The organism is Pseudovibrio sp. Ad5, from assembly GCF_001623095.1.
Lineage (GTDB): Bacteria > Pseudomonadota > Alphaproteobacteria > Rhizobiales > Stappiaceae > Pseudovibrio.
The window spans coordinates 357,828-379,051 of sequence record NZ_LMCH01000063.1 but is presented as its reverse complement, the minus strand read 5'-3'; the positions used below and the strand labels follow the sequence as shown (position 1 = coordinate 379,051).

19 protein-coding genes and 1 pseudogene are annotated in these 21,224 nt (G+C 48.0%); 3 read left to right on the top strand and 17 right to left on the bottom strand.

Translation table 11 applies throughout. From position 1 onward, the window contains the following. From PsAD5_RS21405 to PsAD5_RS21390, 4 genes are all read right to left on the bottom strand, one after another. Window positions 1-441 (bottom strand): universal stress protein, encoded by a 441-nt coding sequence (locus PsAD5_RS21405; protein ID WP_063293585.1) that lies wholly within the window; start codon window positions 439-441, stop codon window positions 1-3. 13 nt (window positions 442-454) lie between these two features. Then, on the bottom strand, window positions 455-1,741 hold the full coding sequence (locus tag PsAD5_RS21400) for a TRAP transporter large permease (RefSeq protein ID WP_063293584.1): 1,287 nt from the start codon (window positions 1,739-1,741) through the stop codon (window positions 455-457). Between the two features lie 11 nt (window positions 1,742-1,752). Next, window positions 1,753-2,316: a TRAP transporter small permease gene (locus tag PsAD5_RS21395; RefSeq protein WP_063293583.1), complete on the bottom strand. Its 564-nt coding sequence runs from the start codon at window positions 2,314-2,316 to the stop codon at window positions 1,753-1,755. 78 nt (window positions 2,317-2,394) lie between these two features. Next, window positions 2,395-3,414, bottom strand: a complete 1,020-nt coding sequence (locus PsAD5_RS21390; RefSeq protein WP_057464136.1) for a TRAP transporter substrate-binding protein — start codon at window positions 3,412-3,414, stop codon at window positions 2,395-2,397. A 307-nt stretch (window positions 3,415-3,721) separates the two neighbouring features. Here PsAD5_RS21390 and PsAD5_RS21385 point away from each other — a divergent pair, with 307 nt between their 5' ends. Both PsAD5_RS21385 and PsAD5_RS21380 read left to right on the top strand, forming a co-directional pair. Beyond that, a complete protein-coding gene (locus PsAD5_RS21385) occupies window positions 3,722-4,906 on the top strand; it encodes a M24 family metallopeptidase (RefSeq protein ID WP_063293582.1) in 1,185 nt (394 codons plus the stop codon). A 103-nt stretch (window positions 4,907-5,009) separates the two neighbouring features. Then, entirely contained in the window at window positions 5,010-5,708 is a 699-nt protein-coding gene (locus PsAD5_RS21380) for a GntR family transcriptional regulator (protein WP_244272108.1), read from the top strand. Window positions 5,709-7,028: 1,320 nt separating this feature from the next. Here PsAD5_RS21380 and PsAD5_RS28705 read toward each other — a convergent pair. From PsAD5_RS28705 to PsAD5_RS21340, 8 genes and pseudogenes are all read right to left on the bottom strand, one after another. After that, the gene (locus PsAD5_RS28705; RefSeq protein WP_275078138.1) at window positions 7,029-7,445 is read right to left on the bottom strand and encodes a PfkB family carbohydrate kinase; all 417 of its coding nucleotides are present in this window, start codon (window positions 7,443-7,445) and stop codon (window positions 7,029-7,031) included. Next, complete coding sequence (locus tag PsAD5_RS28380; RefSeq protein WP_208981812.1) at window positions 7,405-7,929, bottom strand: PfkB family carbohydrate kinase; 525 nt, start codon at window positions 7,927-7,929, stop codon at window positions 7,405-7,407. Before PsAD5_RS28380 ends, PsAD5_RS28705 begins: the two co-directional genes overlap by 41 nt. An 85-nt stretch (window positions 7,930-8,014) precedes the next feature. Continuing rightward, window positions 8,015-9,433 (bottom strand): annotated as a pseudogene (gene uxaC / locus PsAD5_RS21365) (glucuronate isomerase). A 41-nt stretch (window positions 9,434-9,474) separates the two neighbouring features. Further along, window positions 9,475-10,944, bottom strand: coding sequence for a tagaturonate reductase (locus PsAD5_RS21360; RefSeq protein ID WP_063293580.1), 1,470 nt, complete (start codon window positions 10,942-10,944; stop codon window positions 9,475-9,477). Between the two features lie 27 nt (window positions 10,945-10,971). Then, on the bottom strand, window positions 10,972-12,438 hold the full coding sequence (locus PsAD5_RS21355; RefSeq protein WP_063293579.1) for a UxaA family hydrolase: 1,467 nt from the start codon (window positions 12,436-12,438) through the stop codon (window positions 10,972-10,974). 109 nt (window positions 12,439-12,547) lie between these two features. Then, complete coding sequence (locus PsAD5_RS21350; protein ID WP_063293578.1) at window positions 12,548-13,849, bottom strand: TRAP transporter large permease; 1,302 nt, start codon at window positions 13,847-13,849, stop codon at window positions 12,548-12,550. Beyond that, window positions 13,849-14,394 carry a TRAP transporter small permease gene (locus PsAD5_RS21345; protein ID WP_063293577.1) on the bottom strand — a complete coding sequence of 182 codons (546 nt, stop codon included), beginning with the start codon at window positions 14,392-14,394 and terminating at the stop codon, window positions 13,849-13,851. Before PsAD5_RS21345 ends, PsAD5_RS21350 begins: the two co-directional genes overlap by 1 nt. A 94-nt stretch (window positions 14,395-14,488) precedes the next feature. Beyond that, window positions 14,489-15,481, bottom strand: a complete 993-nt coding sequence (locus tag PsAD5_RS21340) for a TRAP transporter substrate-binding protein (RefSeq protein WP_063293576.1) — start codon at window positions 15,479-15,481, stop codon at window positions 14,489-14,491. 619 nt (window positions 15,482-16,100) lie between these two features. Here PsAD5_RS21340 and PsAD5_RS21335 point away from each other — a divergent pair. Beyond that, on the top strand, window positions 16,101-16,826 hold the full coding sequence (locus PsAD5_RS21335) for a GntR family transcriptional regulator (protein ID WP_063293575.1): 726 nt from the start codon (window positions 16,101-16,103) through the stop codon (window positions 16,824-16,826). Between the two features lie 312 nt (window positions 16,827-17,138). Here PsAD5_RS21335 and PsAD5_RS21330 read toward each other — a convergent pair whose 3' ends face one another. The 5 genes from PsAD5_RS21330 to PsAD5_RS21310 all read right to left on the bottom strand — a co-directional run bounded on the left by PsAD5_RS21330 (window position 17,139) and on the right by PsAD5_RS21310 (window position 21,184). Further along, window positions 17,139-17,870, bottom strand: coding sequence for a TetR/AcrR family transcriptional regulator (locus PsAD5_RS21330; RefSeq protein ID WP_193778166.1), 732 nt, complete (start codon window positions 17,868-17,870; stop codon window positions 17,139-17,141). Between the two features lie 197 nt (window positions 17,871-18,067). Then, window positions 18,068-18,841 (bottom strand): ABC transporter permease, encoded by a 774-nt coding sequence (locus tag PsAD5_RS21325; RefSeq protein ID WP_063293573.1) that lies wholly within the window; start codon window positions 18,839-18,841, stop codon window positions 18,068-18,070. Continuing rightward, window positions 18,834-19,562: an ABC transporter permease gene (locus PsAD5_RS21320; protein WP_063289804.1), complete on the bottom strand. Its 729-nt coding sequence runs from the start codon at window positions 19,560-19,562 to the stop codon at window positions 18,834-18,836. Before PsAD5_RS21320 ends, PsAD5_RS21325 begins: the two co-directional genes overlap by 8 nt. Window positions 19,563-19,613: 51 nt before the next feature. After that, window positions 19,614-20,381, bottom strand: coding sequence for a transporter substrate-binding domain-containing protein (locus PsAD5_RS21315; protein ID WP_063293572.1), 768 nt, complete (start codon window positions 20,379-20,381; stop codon window positions 19,614-19,616). 14 nt (window positions 20,382-20,395) lie between these two features. Then, window positions 20,396-21,184, bottom strand: coding sequence for an ABC transporter ATP-binding protein (locus tag PsAD5_RS21310; protein ID WP_063293571.1), 789 nt, complete (start codon window positions 21,182-21,184; stop codon window positions 20,396-20,398). Window positions 21,185-21,224 lie beyond the last annotated feature (40 nt).

The following is a 21,224-nucleotide window of genomic DNA, read 5'->3' as shown; positions in this document are numbered from 1 at the left end:
CTAAACAACAAGGACCGGGCATTCCGCCAAGCCTGTTACCTTGTGAGAGACACTGCCAAGCAAGTATCCTTCGATTGAACCCAACCCTCTGCTCCCCAAAACAATCACATCGTTTTGGTGCTCTCTTGCAAAGCCCACAATCGTGCGGGCTGTTGGGCCGGATTTGGCAAAAGCGCGGATGTTTGCACACCCGGCATTCAGGGCAAGTTGCTTCCCCTGCTCTGCCACTTCACGAGCGTGATTGCGCATCACATCATCCACGCTCTCATTTTCATCCGGGCGCACGATTGCGAAGGATGCTTCCAACATTGAATGATGTTTGTAAACGGTCAGAAGAGAGAGCGGGATGTTGCCGCAAACAGTCGCCAATTCAACGGCCTTGAGCAGTGCTCGCTCCGCCCCTTTAGACCCATCAAATGGAACAAGGATAGAATTGAACATCAGGTACTCCTTGTTACTTGGCAAAAGCTAAGTCGCGTAGAAAGAGCGCAATTTGTGGGAAGAAGATCAAAGCAATGGCGACCCCAACCAACATCAGGATAAACGGTGGCGTCCCGCGGATAACCTCAGCATAAGGTCGCTTGAACACTGCGATGGCCGTGAAGATGTCACATCCAAATGGCGGCGTTGCTGAGCCTATGGCGACCTGCAATGTGATGATCGTGCCAACTAACACCGGGTCCAAACCGACAGCCTTAACAACTGGTGCGAAAATGGGTACCAGCACCAAAATTACGACGATGGGGTCGACAAACATACAGCCAACAAAAAATGCAGCTGAGATGACAAACAGGATACCCATTGCACCCATGTCAGAAATGCCAATCGCAGTCAGAATTTCTTGCGGGACCTGAGCGAAAGAAATGATCCAGGAAAATGCTGCGCCTGCGCCGACCAGAATGAATACCACTGCGGTGATTAAACCGGTTGATTGAGCTGTCTTGTAAACATCAGTCAAAGTCATAGAGCGGAACACAAAGACTTCCAGAATCAAAGCGTAAAGCACACACACTGCGGCCGCTTCTGTAGGGCTGAAGATGCCGCCATAAATGCCACCAATAATGATTACCGGAAAACCTAGCGGCCACAGCGCTTGCCGGACTGCGGTCAACCGCTCGCGCCAACTGGCTTTAGGCTCAGTTGGGACTTGGTTACGGACGGCGTAAATGTAGCTGTAGATTGAAAACAGAACGAGGATGAGCAGTCCCGGCCCGATGCCTGCGATAAACAATTCTGCAATAGATGTATTTGAAACAACGCCGTAAATGATCATTCCAATTGATGGTGGGATCAGAAAAGCAATGTCACTGGCATTGACGATGAGCGCCAGAATGAAGCTGTCTTTGTAACCGGCCTTCAGCATACGTGGACGCAAGGGCGATCCAATAGCCACAACGGTTGCCTGTGTGGACCCTGAGACTGCGCCAAACATTGTGCAGGCCATTGCTGTCGAGATGGCAAGACCACCGCGCACATGGCCCGTAAAGGCCATGACCAAATCAATCAGGCGGCCTGCGGACTGTCCCCGTGTCATGATATCTGCTGCAAAAATGAACATGGGCACAGCAATGAGAGATGCAGGCCGAATACCTGCAACCATTTGCTGGATCATGGTTTCCATTTGCCCGAAATCACCGAACATCATCAAAAAACCAATGAAGCTCCCGACGATCAAAGGGATCATCATAGGAAACCCAAGAAGAAGAAGAGTAATCATCGAAAGGAATATTGTTGCTGCCATGATATTATCTTTCAGACCTCGATCTCATCTTCTTCATAGCCCTCAAGCATGTGGGTCGAGAGATAGATATCGGGAGCAGTCAAGTTCTTGATGGCAGTGAGCAGATACTGTGTTCCCGTCATAAAAAAACCGACAGGCACCCAAACCAATATCACCCAAACAGGAATTTGCAGTGCAGGTAACACCCGGCCACGAGAGGCCTGTGTTTCAATGTAGTTGATTGAGTAATAACAGAGCAGGAACAGAAAAATTGCGGTTACCAGCGAGATCAGGACCATCAGAATTTTACGGTAGCCAGGAGACAAGCCGTCATAAATGGCGCTCATGCGGATGTGGCGCCCATGCCGTGCTGCATAACTGATACCAGCGAACGTGATCAGAATAATCAAGATACGGTTCAGTTCCTCGGAAAAGAAGATGGAATTTCCAAGCACAAAACGCCCGATTACATTGGCGATCGTGTTTGCTGCCATCAAAAGAACGCCGACTGCAAGCAGGACGGATTCAATCCGACTGATCGCTTGGTCAATAACACCCAAAAAGCCTGGCAAGTTTGATTGTGCCTGATCACTCATTCCACCGTCCCGCATTACATGAGGCGTGTAAGGCGAGGAGTGCTCGCCCTACATATTTTGCGCGATAACAACTGGCTGTTAGTCTGCAGTCGCGGCCAGATCGGCTTTCATCTGTGCAATGATTGCAGCGCCGCTATCACCTGTCATCTCGATGAAGGTCTTTTCAACCTCAGCCGCGGCTGCCTTGAAACATCCACGCTCATCTTCGGTCAGAACAGTGACTTTCATCTCTGGCTTGGCTTCCATGATCTTAGCAAGCTCAGTTTCAGCGGCTTGTTGCTGATAGACGACGGTATGGTCGTACGCAGCAGCTGCTGCCTTTTCCACAAGGTCCTTATCTTCTGCGCTTAAGCCATCAAAGAAATCTTTGTTTGCCATCACCGCGGTGGTGAAATTGTTGTGTCCCGCATATGTGATGTAATCGGTGACCTCATAGATCTTGGTTGAATAGAGGAAGAAAGTCGGGTTCTCCTGCCCCTGAATAAGGTTGGTTTGCAACCCACCATAAACCTCGCCCCATGGCAGTGGTGTCGGGCTCGCACCAAATGCACGATAGCTCTCAACCAGCAGTGGGTTGGTCATTACGCGAAACTTGACTTCATTCAGATCAGCACATGTTTTCACCGGCTTCTTGGTGGTCATTGCCACCTCGCCCTCGGGGAACATGTTCAGCAGTTCAAGGCCTTTTTCAGCATAGAGCGGCTTGAACATGTCATTGATCGCCTTGCTTTCCCGGTAGAAGCGAGCGAGATGCTTTTGATCTGTAGGAAGGAGATAAGGCACAAAGAACACTTGTGCTTCCGGTATCAAAGCGCCGGTGAAGCCTGGAGACTGATCAACAAACTGCAAGATGCCATCTTGTGTCTGTTCCATGATATCAGCAGACTCGCCAAGCGTTCCATAAGGGAACAGCTGGATTTCATGATCAGAGTTTGCTTCAATTTCTGCTTTGAACTTTTGAGCATACACGCCCTGAACATCAGTCATGGCTTCTTCAAAAGCATATCGCCATGTATCAGCCTGCACTGCTCCGGTTGCAGCAAGAACCAGCCCCACCGCTGCGCAAGATTGTAACGCCCGTTTAAAGATACCTGTCATTAATTCCTCCCCCAAAATCATCATGATGAATATCTGTTTTACTCGGCATCTTGCGCGCCGTTTCCAGTGAATGCCTGTGACTGCTCATAGGAACTGCCACGTCGGCAGGTTTGCTATGCAACCGCAAACCTACGTGCAAATACTTGATGTACACAACATGATCGATATTTCGGCATAGTCAATAATAAAATTACCCACATAGCTATATTTTGCTAATTTTAATGCTGGTAAATTTGTTTTTTTTGATTGATCTTATTGGTGTTAGTTACTGTTGTGTACAATTATAATTTTGACAAGGGAGGGCGACATGGGCCTAGAAAATGCTCCATTCAGCAAAACAGAATACGATCGGCGCATTGCTCAGACCCGCAGTGCCATGATGCAGGCCGGGATTGAGGTCTTGTTTGTGACTGATCCATCGAACCAGGCTTGGTTGACGGGCTATGACGGCTGGTCATTTTACGTGCATCAAGGCGTAATCCTGCCATTGGAGGGAGATCCGTTATGGTGGGGCCGGATCCAGGATGCAAATGGGGCGCTGCGAACTGTTTGGATGGATGACGACCATGTGCTTGGCTATGCAGATCGCTACATCCAGTCAACAACCTGCCATCCTATGGAGGATCTGGCATCACAACTTGAAGCAAAAGGCTACTCCACATCCCGTATCGGCGTGGAGATGGAAAACTATTATTACTCCGCCAAAGCACATGCGGTTTTGTTTTCAGAGCTCCCCAATGCAGTGCCTGTTGATGCAACGGCGCTGGTTAACTGGCAACGCGGTGTTAAATCAGAAGAAGAACTTGTTTTCATTCGAAAAGCAGCAGTCATCTCGGACAAAATTATCAGGATTGCACTGGAGAAAGCTGAACCTGGGATGAGGAAGAATGAGCTGGTTGCGGATATAAGCCACGCCGGGATTACTGGTGTTGGAGATGACTGGGGAGACTATCCTGCCATTGTGCCTTTGACACCATCTGGAAGGGATGCGACAGCACCTCATCTGACCTGGAACGGCAACCAAATGCGAACTGGAGAGATTACCTTCTTTGAACTCTCCGGTTGCTACCGGCGTTATCACGCCCCACTGTGCCGCTCAGTCTTTCTTGGCAAACCTCCACAATCGATGGTCGACGCCTCGATGGCCCTGACAGAAGGATTGGAAGCTGGCCTGGAGGCGGCCAGAGCAGGAAACCGCGCCTGTGATATAGCCAATGCACTCAACAATGCACTCGCCAAAGTCGGCATTGATCGTGGAGGACGTTGCGGTTACCCGATTGGTCTGAGCTATCCACCTGATTGGGGCGAGCGCACTCTCTCGCTTCGACCTACGGATGAAACAGTTTTGTTGCCCGGAATGACCTTTCATTTCATGCCAGGCCTTTGGCTGGAGGATTGGGGGTTGGAGACCACGGAGACAATCCTCATCACCGAAGCAGGCCCGGCCCAAGCTCTTTGCAATGTTGAGCGCAAACTCTTCATAAAAGACTGATTTATAAACACGTCAGGCCAAACAACTAGTGTGCCAAGGGATCAATAGCTTTGCCCTTGGCACTATGAGTATATACAACGAGAACACGAGAAAAGAGTGATCGGTGAACATCTTGGATCTGGCGAATATCGACTATAGCGCACGCGACCGGTTTGACCGGATGTATGATGAAATTAGGGATCGTATCTGCCTGTTGGATTACGCGCCCGGAAAACGACTTTCTGAAACAGAACTGGCGGAAGAATTTGGTGTGAGCCGGACACCATTGCGCCGGGTGTTGGTTCGCCTGGAAAGCGAAGGCCTGCTGCGCTCAGTTCATGGTGTCGGTACTTTTGTAACGGACGTGGACATCAAGGAGCTGGAACAAACCTATCTGCTGCGCATGGAACTGGCGGAACTCAGCGGAAAATTGTCGCCAGTACCTCCCACAGAGGAGATACTGTCTGAGTTTGAGGCTTTGACTGCCCGCGCCAAAGAACTGCAGACAAACCCAAATGCCCGCGAGTTCTCGATCCTGATCATGGACTTCTTCCTCACCATCCTCAAGCTCACAGATAACGGTCCTTTGCGCGAGGTTTCGGAGAGGCTTTACATGCAGACAACCCGCATCTGGCTCAAGTCTCTATTTGCATCCGTCATCGATTTGACAGACGAAGTTATCATCTTCAACCGGGAAATGGACGACATCCTGACTGCGTTAAAGCTGGGAGACCTGAAAGCCGTCTCCCTCATCCAAAAAGCCCACATCTCCATGAGCTTCACCCGCATGAGAATCTCTTACCAAAACGTTGAGGACAAGTAGGGAGGATGCATGAAGAGCATAAGAATATCCACGATAGTCACTTGTTACTCATCAAGTAAACGTGACAAATACACCCTTGAGCAGCGGAATGTTTAGCCCCGCTATACACTAATGTTCGGCGGCTTATACGAGATAGCACCAGCAGCATTTTTGGAATGCCTTACGCTTAATTGTCCTCTAAAGTTTCGAAAGCTACCATCTTCATCTGAAAGTTGGTTTCAGTTGGCATCATATTTCCAACGCTTTTGTGATATTGATGATTTTTGTAACAATCGTCGCAGCACCTATGCCTACTCGCAGCCTAAGGCATTAAGCGTCCGTTAAAGGTGCAATATAAGCACTTGAGGCCAAATGAAAACGCACCTCGTTTGTCACGAGTAAGATCAATAAATCCATTCAACTTGAACTTTCAGACGGAAGGAGAGTAACACCATCAGATCCTTGGATAACGATCATAAAAATCTAATCTCCCCTTCCAAGAAGATTGAGGTCTGTTTGTCAACACACAGAACGGCTATTTGAGTAAGGGAGTGCTTTGGCTCATGATCACGATGACAGAGTCTAACCAGCAAGGGCAGATTGTTTTCATATACTTCAAAAGTATCAGCTAAGGATGCTTCTATCTGTCCACTATGCTGGACAGATATCCCTGCGACATCATCGCCTAGAAATTATGTACCAATATGAAAGCGAAAGATGTTGCGCTCACCTTAAGCGAGCACTGGATACCTCCGTCTGTGAGCAGCCAAAGGTACTGCACTGAACGCGCTAGCTTTTCGATAATAGCTCATTCTACTTTTCCTCAGATTTAGAATATTGGCTGAAGTAAGAAGACATGAAGCATACTCAGGGCTCAACATCATTCGCAAACGCGAGGTAAGATTGAACGCTGATGTCAAACGATGCGGAACTGCATCCTTCTGGAGACTTATTTCATGTCAGAGGACTTGGAGGCGCAAATCGACCTGTTCGTGGACTACTATAACAGCCATCTCTATCACATGAGCTTGGGAAGCGTGACGTTAGCCGATGCTTTTTGCCGACGGAATTGGCAGTTGATTAAACCTCAAGCACTGCAAACCACCACTTCCGCTACCATGCACAAGCCGCGTAGCTTCCACACACAGAGGGGCCAAGCATTCCACTATTTGAAAGCCAATCTTGTCCAATTTCTTTTGATGACGGACAGGTGCCTGACTTCGCGCAAGTTTTGTTACCTACAGACGCAATAGTTAAGACTAGTTAAAATCAAATCCCACACAGTTCTATCGCAGAGCCTCTTGCTACAAGGCCTTTCCAACTGCTTTTTCCAAGATTAGCTTAATTTGAAATTGCACCTTGACGCTGCACTACTTGAGCTGCGATGGAATGAGCTTTTGTTGCAGCCTCATGTGCGGATAGCGAGAGTAATCGCGATCCGATACACCCTGCAGCGAAGGAGTCCCCAGCTCCTGTAGTATCGACAGGAGTGATGTTACTGTGAGCAGATACACAAGTTTCTTGATCTCCCTTCAAAATCACGCATTCATTACCACCGTCTTTGACGATGATTTCGGGTGTACCCCAGGAGGACCAAGTGGATGCAATTGAGTTGGTGGGTGTGTGGCCCCAGAGAGTGATGTGATCCTCTTTTGAGACAAGTGCGATATCTACTAGTTGGGCGAGTTGCTTGTTGGTTTGACGGCAAATGTCACTGTCAGGCCACAGGTTTGCACGGTAGTTCGGGTCGTAAGTGATAAGGCAATGCGGTTTTACGATGTGTAGTGCTTCGATCAGGTTTTGCCGTTGTTTTTTCTAGTGAAATGCCTGAAAGGTAAAGACAATCATATGTGCTCAGAAGTTTCGCAATCTCAGCAGAAGCCCAACCTTCAAACATATGGCGAGCTGCAGATGTAGAGCGCCAGTACTGGAAGAAACGTTCGCCGGAAACGTCATTTTCGATCATGTAAAGCCCGAGTGTGGACTCCTCAATGTATTGGATAGCATCTGTGCGAATGTTCTCCGTCTCAAATGAGGCGATCATCTTTTGGCTATATACGTCGTACCCTACACCTGTGATGTAAGAGACATCCAGCTCCTCGCCAAACTGCCGTTTCAGATAAACTGCTGTGTTAAAGGTATCTCCAGCAAATGATTGCCTGAATAAATCGTTACCTGCTGGGGCGAGTTCCAGCATACATTCACCAATACAAGCGATTGATTTTGTGTTTGAATGTGTCATTGGCAGGCCTTTAAGTAACTTCAAAAAAAGATAGGTTATTATTGAACAGCCAACGAAGTTCGAGACCTCGTTGGCCGTTTCCCGGTTAGAGCGTTATGTTCAGCTCAAAATAACGATTTGCGTTGTTGAAGCTGATGTCCTGAACCATCTTACCAAGAAGTTTTAGGTCTTTAGGAGCTTCACCATCAACCACCCAAGTTCCGATCATGTTGCACAAGATCCGGCGAAAGTATTCATGGCGAGTGTATGAGAGGAAGGATCGACTATCTGTCAGCATTCCGATGAAACGTGATAGCAAGCCAAGCTGTGATAGCTGTTCCATCTGCCGCAACATGCCGTCTTTTTGGTCGTTGAACCACCAGCCAGAACCAAATTGGATCTTGCCAGCAATGCCCCCTCCCTGGAAGTTACCGCACATGGTTGCCAGTACTTCGTTGTCCCTAGGATTTAGTGCATAAAGGATTGTTTTCGGCAATGCATCGTCTTCGTCCAGCTTGTTGAGCAACTTGCTGAGTGGCTGAGCAATCGCTCCATCATTTATGCTATCAAAGCCTGTATCAGAGCCGAGCAAGTTCAACATGCGGGAGCTGTTATTGCGGAGTGCGCCAATATGATACTGCATTGCCCAGTTGCGCTGAGCATATTCCTTGCCAAGAAAGATCAATATAGCAGTCTTCACAGCCGCAGCTTCTTGCTCGCTCGCGTAGGAACCTGAAAGGCGCCGCGTAAGGATGTCATTGAGCTCAGCTTCTGAGGCCTCTTCGTAAACAACTCTATCCAATGCATGGTCTGAGATTGTGCAGCCGTGTGCTGCAAAATAGTCGAGCCGCTTAGATAGCGCGGCACATAGATCTCCAAAGCTTTGGATTTCGATACCTGTAATCTCTGAAAGTTTAGTGACGTAATCGACATAGCCAGGTGCATTGATCAGAAACGACTTATCGGGGCGCCAGGACGGTTTCATCATGATGGAGAAATCATCATCTTCAAAAGCCTTTTTATGGGCGCCTAAATCATCAATTGGATCATCCGTTGTGCCTACCATACGCACGTTCATCTTTCTCATGATGGAACGTGCTGAAAACTCCGGAGAGGCCAGCATCTCATTGGCTCTGTTCCAGATGCTCTCTGCGGTATCTCAATTGAGCGTAGTGTCATTAATTCCGAATGGACGCCGGAGTTCCAAGTGTGTCCAATGATAGAGCGGGTTGCCTATGGTTGCCGGCACTGTTTCAGCCCATTTCTGGAACTTCTCGCGATCAGAAACGTTCTTGCCCGTACAATACTTTTCTTCCACTCCATTGGCACGCATAGCACGCCATTTGTAATGGTCTCCTTTTAGCCAGATCGCCCCAATGTTTGCAAACTGATAGTCTTCAGCAACCTGTTCAGGCGGTAAATGGCAGTGATAATCGATGATCGGCATATCCTTGGCGAAGTCATGATAAAGTTCGCGTGCGATATCAGACTGGAGAAGAAAGTCTTCAGTTAAAAACGTAGTCATGGTGTTGCTTTCACTTTGATAATTCTTGTCTGTTGAGATTGCTAGGCTGTAGCAGTACCGGTCCATTCGCTCAGACGGTCGAGTGTGAAAGGCTTAGCTTGCAAGAAGGCAAGGGCCTCAAGAACCAGAGCAACAAGGGCATCACTCGCGATAGATTTATGCCAGAATGCTTCTTCACTCAAAAAGGCACGGATCATCGTATCAGTGCCTTTTGCCTCTTGGATGGACTTAAGAGCTTCGAACCGCTCAAGAACATCACTCGCATCGCGGGCTGGAAGGTTAACAGCATGATTGAATGCACCACTGTAGAAAATGAGCCAAGCCGCAAGCGAGAGCGCCATATGTCGGGGAGGCTTGCCTTTAGTGGTCGTGTAACTTTCAAAGCGTGGGAGATTGCGGGTCTGAAACTTCGCAATGCCATTCATTGATATGTCGTACCAACGATGCTTGATGTATGGATTTGCAAAGCGACGCAGAACTTCATCACTAAACGCACTAAGCTCCTCTGTCGGCAATGAAAGGAATGGGATGATTTCCTCTTGCAGCATGTCTTTAAGGAACGCCCTACCAACAGGATGGTCTATGGCTGATTGCACAGTCTCCGTTTGAGAAAGTAATGCGAGGGGACAAAAACCAGTATGCGCACCGTTGAGGATTGCAACCTTGCGCTCTTTATAGCCATCTGCGTTGGAGGTAATCAGAGTTCCGTCATCATATTTTTCGAGTGGCAAGAGCAATTCTGGTTGATCTTCACGTTTCTCGATAACAAGAAAATGGAAGAGTTCTGCAGCGACCATCAATGGATCTTCATAGCCAAGCTTTGCTTCCAACACCTTTGCTTCATCACGCGGATAGCCCGGAACAATGCGATCAACGAGAGTATTGTAGAAAGCAGACTGTGAGTTGATCCAATCGGTAAACTCCTTTAGAAGGCCCCAATCGCGAGCATGCATCATGACAATTTCTTCAAGATTGTCGCCGTTCTTATCAATCAATTCGCATGGCAGGAACTGAAAGCCAGGTGCGTTTGTGCGACCATTGCTGTTAAAGCGTTCCAGCAGTAGTCTTGTTATTTTGGCAGGAAAGGATGCTGGAGGTTCATCTTGAAGCCTGCAGTTTGGTACATAAGTAATGCCTGCTTCAGTGGTGTTAGAGATGACGGTTTGAAAGTCAGTATTACGTGCAAGAGCCAGAACATCTTGCCAATCTCGGACTGCAGATAACTCCTGCCTAATACATGCGACCTGATGAACATCGCAGACAGGCTCCCCATTTTGGTCAACGCCACGGGTAATTGCTGAGTAAACACCATCTGAATCGTTAAGCGAAAATGGAATGCCTCCATCAATTGGCCGTACCACAACGACACCAAAGTCAGTGCCTGCATTTTCGTTCATACGATCGATTTTCCAATCCATGAAAGCGCGCAGGAAGTTCCCTTCTCCGAACTGGATCACCCGTGGTGTTGGGCGAGGACGTCCTGCCAGATTTTTCTCTGAGATACGTTTCATAAATCTATCTCCTTGTGGTGTTTCCAATTATAGAGTGACGCCCGTCTTGAAGATGACGATCTCTTGCATGCGGTTGATTTCATTGAGTGTCTGTTTGCCGCCGGCGACTTGCATTAAGTAGTCTGCAAAGCCGGAGCACACATCGTCCATATCCGTATCGTCGTGAACCAGTGTACCTGCTGAGAAGTCGATCCAGTGCCTTTTCCGATCAGCTATCTCAGAGTTGGAGGCAACTTTAACGGTAGGAATTACAGTCCCGAGGGGGTTCCCACGACCTGTCGTGAACAGCACCATATGGCAACCGGCTGCGGCAAGGGATGTGATTGCCGTTCCATCATTTCCTGGTGCTTCTAGAAGGTTTAACCCGGCTTTACTCAGTCGGTTCTGATAACGCAATACATCCGTTACGATTGAAGTGCCCGCCTTCTGGGTACAGCCCAAGGACTTCTCTTCCAACGTAGTGATGCCACCATCTTTGTTGCCTGGTGAGGGGTTCTCATAGATAGGCTGGTCATGATCAATGTAGTATTGCTTGAAATCATTGATCAATGAGACGATGCCTGCAAACACAGACTGGTTCTCTGCCCGCCTCATCAAGATGCGCTCAGCGCCAAACATTTCTGGAACTTCTGTGAGAACCGTGGTCCCGCCTCTACTACACAACCAATCAGATAAAGCACCCAGCAATGGATTGGCCGTTATACCGGAAAAACCATCGGAGCCCCCACACTTTAGACCAATCCGCAAGCGATCTGCTCCGACAGGCACTCGCCGATCCGATAGTAGATTCCCTGCGAGATCCTGAAGGTGGCAATAAGCCGTCTCAATCTCATTTTCTGTATCTTGAGCAACCATGCACCGCAGGCGCGATGGATCTGGTATCTCCAAGCCTTCGAGAAACTCTGCAAGCGTGTTGTTTTCACAGCCAAGACCCATCACCAACACACCACCTGCATTTGGGTGCATTACCAGATTTTGCAGGATAGTTCGGGTGTTGATGTGGTCGTTGCCAAGTTGCGAACATCCAAACGGATGCGCTAATACAGTAACCTGTGTGCCATCTGGTAGATCTTTGCTACCTTCGAACTGACGTGCAACAGCTTGAGCCACACCATTTACGCAGCCAACAAGAGGTACAATCCAGAGATCATTCCGTATGCCAATATTTCCGTTGACACGCTCAAAAGCCATAATTTGTGGAATTTCGAGCTCTTCGACCGATTGCTCCGGCGCACCTGAATAGGTGTAGATCTCGTCAGTTCTAAGCCCGGTCTTCAGATTGTGAGAATGGATGTGCTCTCCGCATTTAATCGCTGATCGAGCTCGCCCAATAGAAGCGCCATATTTGATAACATGTTCGCCTTCAGCGATATCGATACGCGCAATTTTGTGCCCGGCTGGTATGTCTTGAAGGAGACTAATTCCCTCGACAATTTCATTTTTCTTGAATGGTTTTAAAGCAACGAGAACAGTATCATCACGATGAATTTGCATGTGGGATCTCACGGCGACTCCAGACCATGTCTATCCGTGCTGTGTGCACGGGTATTATTGTTGCTTAGAGGATTGAAGGTGAAGGGTGATGGCCCACCCTTCATGCTGATTAGTGCATTCCAAACAAGCTCGGTAAGAAGAGCGAGAGCTCTGGGATGTAGATGATTGCCAGTAATGCTATCAGCAGTGCTCCAAAGAAAGGCAGCATTGGCCGGATCATGTCATGCAACTTGACGTCTGAAACAGAGCAGCCAACGAACAGCGCTGCACCAACTGGGGGAGTGCATAAACCGATACAAAGGTTTGCTACCAACATGATTCCGAAATGCACAGGATCCATTCCAAGGCTCTTCGCGATAGGTAGGAAGATTGGTGTAAAGATCAAAACCGCTGGTGTCATGTCCATGAACACCCCGACAACTAGCAAAACCACGTTGATAATGAGCAGGATAACAACAGGGTTGTCAGAGATTGTGAGCAGTGCGTCGGTGATCATGTAAGGAATGTCAGCACGCGTCATCACCCAGGACATGCCGATGGAGATTGCAATAAGTACCATTACGATGGAGGTGGTGACCACGGCATCCAACATCAGTTTTGGTAGCTGATGTAGCTTGATTTCTCGATATACGATCACAGAGAGAAAAAACGCATAGACAACCGCAATTGCGGAGACTTCCGTTGCTGTAAACACTCCACCCAGAATACCGCCCATCACAATGATGACAAGTAACAAGCTTGGAATGGCGTCCCATGTGACTTTGAGAACCTGCTTAAGAGATGGGCGCTCAGCTATTGGGTAGCCCCGACGTTTTGCAATGAAGCTACCAACAATCATGAGGCTCAAGCCCATGAGAACTCCAGGCAGATAACCGGCCATGAACAAGGTTGCAACAGATACACCACCAGCTGTGAGCGCGTAGATGATGAGAACGTTCGACGGTGGGATGAGCAGACCAGTAATACAGGAGGTGACATTCACTGCTGCAGAGTAAGCTGGATGATATCCAACTTCCTTCTGCAAAGGTGCCATAGTGCCGCCCACTGCGGCGGCGGCTGCCGTTGCTGAGCCTGAAATCGATCCAAAAAGCATGTTTGCCATCACATTTACATGGGCAAGAGAACCTGGCATGCGACCAACAAGGATCTGTGAGAAGTTAATCAGGCGAATGGCGATACCACCGCTGTTCATCAAAACACCAGCAAGGATGAAGAACGGAATTGCAAGCAGCGCAAAGCTGTCCAAACCAGCGACCATCCGCTGACTGATGACAGCCAGAATAACCTCGATCGGCATCATCATTGCACCTGCGATGATTGCTGATATGCCGAGAGAAAAAGCAATTGGAACGCCAGTGAAGACTAGGAAGAAAAAAGACCCCAAAAGGGCGAATGCGACATACCACTCCATCACGCAGCTCCATCCTGTTCAAGTTTAAAGGACGGTTTGACAGAGGACTTAACCTTATCCAGACCAAGCAGACCCCGGAGAGCCTCAATCGTAAAGTGCAAAGAGTAGATCACTATCACACCTCCGCTGAGTGGTAGTACGAGATAGATGTATTCCATCGGCAGCAACATTGCTGGAGAAAGCTGTCCAGTTGCCTGCACTTTTAAGAGGAGGCGCAAACCGCCAAAAATCATAGTGGCTGCGGCAAAACCACCTACCAGAAAGTTAGAGTAGGCTGTGAAAAGCAGTTTCTTACGACCAGTTAAATGTCCAGTGAACAGATCAATTGCAAGATGGCGTTGAGCACCGACACAATATGCCCCACCTAGCAAACCAACCCAAATCATAGCAAACCGAGCTATTTCGTCGGTGAATGTACTTGGTTGGCCAAGTATATAGCGGCTCACGACTTGCCAGGTGACGCAAACGACTAACAGCGCCATAACCGATACGCTAAAAGCGGCAATTAACAGGTCAATGAGCTTTTTGAGTTTGTTTGGAAGCATGACGCCTCTCCAAAACGGATACAAAGAGAGAGCAACTTAAGTGCTGCTACCGAGAAAGGAGGGGTGCCCCGCATCCCTCCGATCAGGCTTGGAATTATTTGCCTACTGCTTCAATACGCTCGATCCAAGAATACTTCTTAGGATCTTTCTTCGCGTCGTCGTAAAGCGGCTGCAAAGCTGCTCGGAATGGTGCTTTATCGACTTTGTAGAAGGTTGCCCCTGCTTCTGCGGCTTTTTGACGAGAGTTCTGAACTTCCTTGTCCCAAAGGACTTGCTCGTATTTTTCAGAGATCTCAGCGACCTTCATTAGGATTTCACGCTGCTCTTCAGAAAGAGCATCCCAAGTTTGCGTCGCGATTACAAGATAATCGGGAACGGAGGTGTGCCGGTCTTCAGAATAATGTTTTGCAACTTCCACATGGCGGGTTTGATAATAAGACGGTTCGTTGTTTTCTGCCCCATCGATCACACCCTGCTGTAGTGCAGTGTACACTTCACCAAAAGAGATCGGTGCAGGAGAGCCTCCCAGAAGTTCAATCATTTTGTTGGTGGTTGGAGTTGAAACTACGCGGATTTTCATACCCTTCATATCTTCAGGAGACTGGATAGGCTTTCCTGCGTAAAAACTACGTTCACCTGCCACATAACCGGCAATCGGAAGAAAACCTTTTTCCTTTGGCAACCGCATCATTTCACGTCCAACATCTCCAAAAAGGACTTGGTTGAAATGTTCTTTGGAACGGAAGAGATAAGGCATGCTGAATACAGAAAAGGCGCTCTCGAAAGATTCCATCTCACTCGCAGAGCCCTTAGTCATGTCCAGCGCACCTTGCTGAAGCATTTCAAGCGTCTCACGTGGCCCCCCCATCTGTCCTCCTGGATAAATGCGAAGTTTCATCTTGCCACCGGACAGCTCTTTCATATCTTCGCCCATTTTTTCTAGTGTCTGGGCGACAACGTGGCTCGGATCCAAGTTATGTGCCAGACGCAGTGTCACCGCCTCCAGGGCATGCGCTGAGACAGAAGAAAGTGCCGCAGGCAGCGCAACAACAAAGCCAAGTGCGAGTTTTGAATATTTATTAATCATATGATCCCAATCTTCAGTAGAGCCACTTTCTCCCAAAAATACTTAGCAATATTGATCTGTAATAGGTCGAGGCAAAGTAAATCTGCGGTGATAATTGGTCCTACCAAAACCTCCAATGCGAGTTAACTGATTTGAACTCCCGATACGTCTACTCCATCAATAGAGCTTGACGCCGATTAATTTGTTATACCAATAAGTCGATATCAACAAATAAAAATCTACGATAATGAGTTAAAATAATCATTTTTGCATTTTGGTATGATATATAATATGCATATAAATCAAATAGTTAAATAATTATATAGTGAATTTTGTCGCAGAGGTTCATCATTCCCGCTCAATTTCCAATTCAGTGACTTTCTTTGAAATCAGAATAAAAATGATTTTTATTATACCAATTGAACATTTGAGCGTTCTGCCTTAAACTCCCACAGCCGATTTGACTGCGGCAAGCTCGATCTGAAAAGCACGCCAAACATTGAAAGCTGAAGTTGATGAAGGCTATCTTTTGATAAGACAGCACAGACTATTGAGTATATGGAGATAGATCTCTGCGCCACGTCAGACATGCAAAAGCCATCGCATTATGTCTTAACATGGCTGCAGATCTGGAGTTTTGATGACTGAAGCAAATAACCGTCTGTATCGTATGATAGGCGAGCAACTCAAAGATAGAATCAGCAATAAAGAATATGCAATCGGGGGCAAACTGCCACCTGAGCGAACAATTTGCCAAGAGTTGGGTGTCAGTCGAACTGTTGTCCGCGAAGCAATCATCATGTTGGAAATTGAGGGAATTGTCTCTGTCCGAAAAGGTTCAGGAATTCATATTCTAAGCGATCAGCCTAAGGCAATGGAGCGTGAGCCGGAACCGCTCGACAGTATTCTCTCACGCATCTCATCCGACCTTAAAAGTACCGGTCCTTTTGAACTCCTTGAAGCACGCCAAAACTACGAGTGTATGATTGCCGAACTTGCCGCCATCAATGCAACAGAGCAAGACATGGAAGAGCTCAAGAAAATCCAACAACATGCGTTGGCCGAAGATCGATACCGCGATTCTAAATGGGACAAGGAGTTCCACCTTGCCTTGGCAAGATCCGCATCCAATTCTGTTTTAGCGATGCTGGAAGAAATCCTGTGGCATGATCGCACTGCCAACCCTCTCTGGCAGAATCTCCACACACATATTGACATTAAAGACCTAAACAGCTGGCATCAAGAGCACCAACTCATCCTAGATGCGATAGAAGCCCATGCCCCCAAACGCGCCTACAACGCCATGTGGAACCACATAGAAAGTACTAAAAATACCCTCTACAAGGCGTCTTCAGCGTTAGAGTAACGTAGGATAGCGCCTGAATATTTACGTCATGGCACAAAGCGTGAGAAAATTTTAATGACTGGAACCTTAATAAGTAATATTCCTTGTTTCCGTCACCAGCCAGGCGCCCTGCTTTGTTAATCGTTTAAAGGTCGAAGAAGGATTGAGTGCGAACATCACAACACGCTCCTGTCAGCTCCTTATGAGGCTAACTCAATAGCATTTTAAGGTCTAACCAATGCAATACTGGCCGATTACTTATGTGATTTTTCACATCCACAGCAAACGATATATTTTCTTTTAAGACACGCATTATCCTAAAAGCATCCAATCTCAGGACATCAGAAGATCGATCCGCAACAAAGAACTGAAGCACTTCAGGCCGACTTGCACCAGTTCGCCCTGTTCAAAAACGTGAGGTAAGGCACCGCCTTCCAACCATAAACCGTCCAGGATCGCATTTCCAGCTATGCTAAGGCGTCTGAGTTCTTGTTCACTCACTATCCTGCCGGCTTCAAGCAAAACATCAGAAATCAATTTTTTCAGGTGTAAGCGAAGCAGGTTGTAGCTTCGTTCGTGGCTTTCTGTCATATCCTCGTTGTGAAGTAAGGTTTCGAAGAAGCCAGCCCATATAGCAATGGAGTCATGGCTTGTAACTGGCGCTTCCAGAGAGACCTTGATAAAGTTGGACATGCGCTCGGCGGCAGTCTCTTCACCACGAGATGCTTCATCTGCAATGTGGACCAGATTGCCCATGTAGGCTTCATAGGCAGCTGCAATGAGCTCGTCTTTCTTTGCAAAGTAGTACCTGATAAGCCCTTGAGTGACGTTTGCCTCTGCTGCTATTTCTCGCACGGTGGCCGACTGAACACCTCCACGGGCAATAACGCGCAAAGTCGCGGCGATAAGATCAGCTCGCCTCGTATCTGTATTTTCCTGGCGGATTTTTCCAGATTTATCCTGCATTTCTGTAAGCATACCCAAGAGCAAAAACCAGCAACTTGTATTCATGCGAAACAGACAAGTGGCCGTGAAGTTAAATTTATTACCAGGCCGTGCACCCATCAGACGCATCTATCATGACTGACTAAGCCTTGATGAAAACTTGGCTCATATGAAACCGCAATAAGTTCAAAGATATCAAAATGATCTCTTGTTTTCAACTTATCCTAGTAAAGAGGCGTGGCACCAAATCCTTAGATTTCAACTTTTCTTTGGTGAATTTAGTTGTGGTCATCCATGTTTGAGCACATTTTCCATTATCACCCTCTTGCAGGAAGCTTGTTTTCTAGAAGCCGGAATGCGAATGCAATACCGCCGGCAAGTATGAGGTAGATCAGCGCGAGCATCAGCAGCGGTTCATAGATGATGAACGTCTCTTGGCGAATACGCCCAAAGATCGCATAAACGTCAACAACAGCAATGGTTGCAACCAACGGCGTCGCTTTGAGTTGCAAGATAAGTTCCCCACCCAAGGTTGGTAGTACACGTTGAACTGCCCTTGGCAACCAGATGCGACGTAGAATTGTAAACGGATGCATTCCGATGGCATGCGCTGCTTCTAGCTCTCCGCGAGGAACGCCCTTAAAAGCACCTCGCATTACTTCACCTTCGTAGCCTGCAAACGACAATGTAAGAGCGACAAACGCATAAGGCCACGCCTCAATCAAGTAAGGCCAAAGCCAGCTTTGTCGTAATCCGGGCAAGTAGGGGAATAAAGATCCCAGACCGTAATAGAGAACCCACATCTGCAACAAGATTGGCGTTCCGCGGATCAGCGTGCAAAAGCTCATCGCGAGCCAAGCCAGCGGGCGAGGTCCAGTGACTTGCACAAGCCCAATCGGCACAGCAAGCAAAAAGCCAGCAAAGATCGAGCTCACCAGCAACGCAATGGTGATCCAAAGTGCATCTAGAATCTCAGAACTGTATTTAGGCAGCCAAGCCCAATCCATCATAAATGCGAAGGTCAACACAAGCACTGCAGCGAGGAGAACCATAATCAAGCGATGGGGCTTCATAAGAGTTTGCTCAGGCATAACGCGTTCCCCGGCTCACTCGATTTTCCAACCATTTAAAAAGCTGTGTGGAGACCAATGTCACCATCAGGTACAACCCTCCAGCAGCGAGCAGGAACAGGAAGTAATGCTTTGTTGCACCGGATGCCTGACGCGCTGCCAAGGTCAATTCTGTAAAACCAACAACCGCTAGCAATGCAGTATCTTTGGTTGCGATCAGCCATAAATTTGAGAGGCCCGGAATAGCAGCAGGGAGCATTTCAGGAATTGTAATTCGGTGGAATATGCGTAGCGGATGCATACCAAAGCTGTGCGCAGCTTCGATGTGCCCAACCGGTACAGAGGCTATGGCACCACGAAAAACCTCGGTTGCATAAGCGCCTTGAACAAACCCTATAACAAGCACACCTGCAGCAAAACCGTTGATTTCGATCCTGCCAAACCCAGCGACTGAGAGCACATTGTTGAGCAACTCAGGTAGTGCGAAGTAGGCCAACAAGATTAAGACCAGCTCAGGGATGGCACGAACAAAGGTAGTGTAAACCGACATGAGATCCCGAGCGACTGGACCACCGGACCGCTTCAGTGTTGCACCCCCAAGACCGATCACGATACCAATCGCATACCCAAGCAAGGCAACTTGCAAAGATACGACGAGTCCATCCAACAAAGCTCCCCCCCAACCCGGAGGTTCCAAAGAGAGCAGTTCGGCAGCACTCATTTCCCGATAGTTAGTTGCCATACAGTTCTCCCAAGCCAGCAGAGGGAGGCCCCTCTACTGGCAATCCGATACTTATTCGCCGAAGATATTGAAGTTGAAGTAGTTGGCAGTGATTTTATCGTAGGTGCCATTTGCGCGGATTGCATCAATGGCATCATTGAGCTGCGATCTCAGCTCGTCATTGCCTTTGCGAAGACCAAAACCAACTCCCTGGCCATGAATGGAAACGTCTGCTGCAACCAAGCCAGCGTCGTTACAGCAGATCTCACCTTCAGAAGATTTCAGGAATTCGTCGAGAACTAAAACATCGGCCAAGGTGCCATCAATCCGACCTGCAAAAAGGTCTTGATTAGCTTCGTCTTGAGTTTGATATTCACGGATCTTGGCATCTGGGAAATGTTTTAAAGCGTATGCTTGGTGGATAGACCCAGACTGTACACCGATGATTTTGCCTGAAACCCCCTCAGGAGTTGGGGTAACACCACTGCCTTTACCAATCGCGATAGATGCGCCAGTCTGATAATACTTATTGGAGAAATCAATGACCTTAAGGCGTTCTTCATTGATGCTCAAAGATGCGCCAATAATATCAATAGATTCAGCAGTTAAAGATGGAATGATACTATCCCACGCGGATGCAACGATTTTACAATCCAGTTTGGCCTCTTCACAAACTGCATTGATGATATCAATCTCCCAACCGGTGTAGTTCCCGGTTGCATCCGGCGTGGAGAATGGCGGGTAAGCCTCTGTTGCGATGCCAACGCGAACAGGCTCTGCAGCTGCCGCTGTTGCATACCCAGCAACAGCAAGCGCGAATAGAGTAGATTTGATCTTCATTTTTCCTCCCAGTATTAATTGATAGATTGAATAAACTGCTTTAAACGCTCGGACTTTGGGGCCTGAAAGATCTCTTCAGGTGTTCCCTGTTCTTCAATTTGCCCCTGATTGAGGAAAATCACTTTATCGGCAACTTCTGCAGCAAACTTCATTTCGTGCGTGACGATGATCATGGTTCGGCCTTCCTCAGCGAGGCCTTGCATTACAGTCAAAACTTCACCCACCAGCTCAGGATCAAGGGCGGATGTTGGTTCATCAAAGAGCATGACCTCCGGATCGACGGCCAACGCACGTGCAATAGCGCCGCGTTGTTGCTGGCCACCTGACAGATACGCGGGATACATCTCACGGCGTTCAGTGAGGCCAACACGCTCAAGTAAGTGATGTGCAATTTCGCGTGCTTCATTTTTGGGCCGTCCCAGCACCTGCACCTGAGCTTCCATTACATTTTGCTCAAGTGTCATATGCGGCCACAGATTAAAGCTCTGAAACACCATCCCTAAGCGACTGCGTAACCGGCGCAGCTGGCGTCTATCGGAAACTTCTGGGTTTCCTTGCTTGTCAAATTTTAAGTGGACTTCTTCGCCAAGCAACTTGAGTAAACCAGCACTGCTTGGTGTCTCAAGCAGGTTGAGGCAACGAAGAGTAGTCGATTTACCTGAGCCACTCCCCCCAATCAGCGAAATCACTTCACCTGGCCGGGCGATGAGATCAATTCCCCGCAGGACTTCGAGCTGCCCAAAGGATTTATGCAGATCATTCAATTCAATGACTGGTGATGGTTGTTTATCGCGGCCCGGCAATGCGCCTCTCCCAATTTATACGATTGAATAAATTTATGCA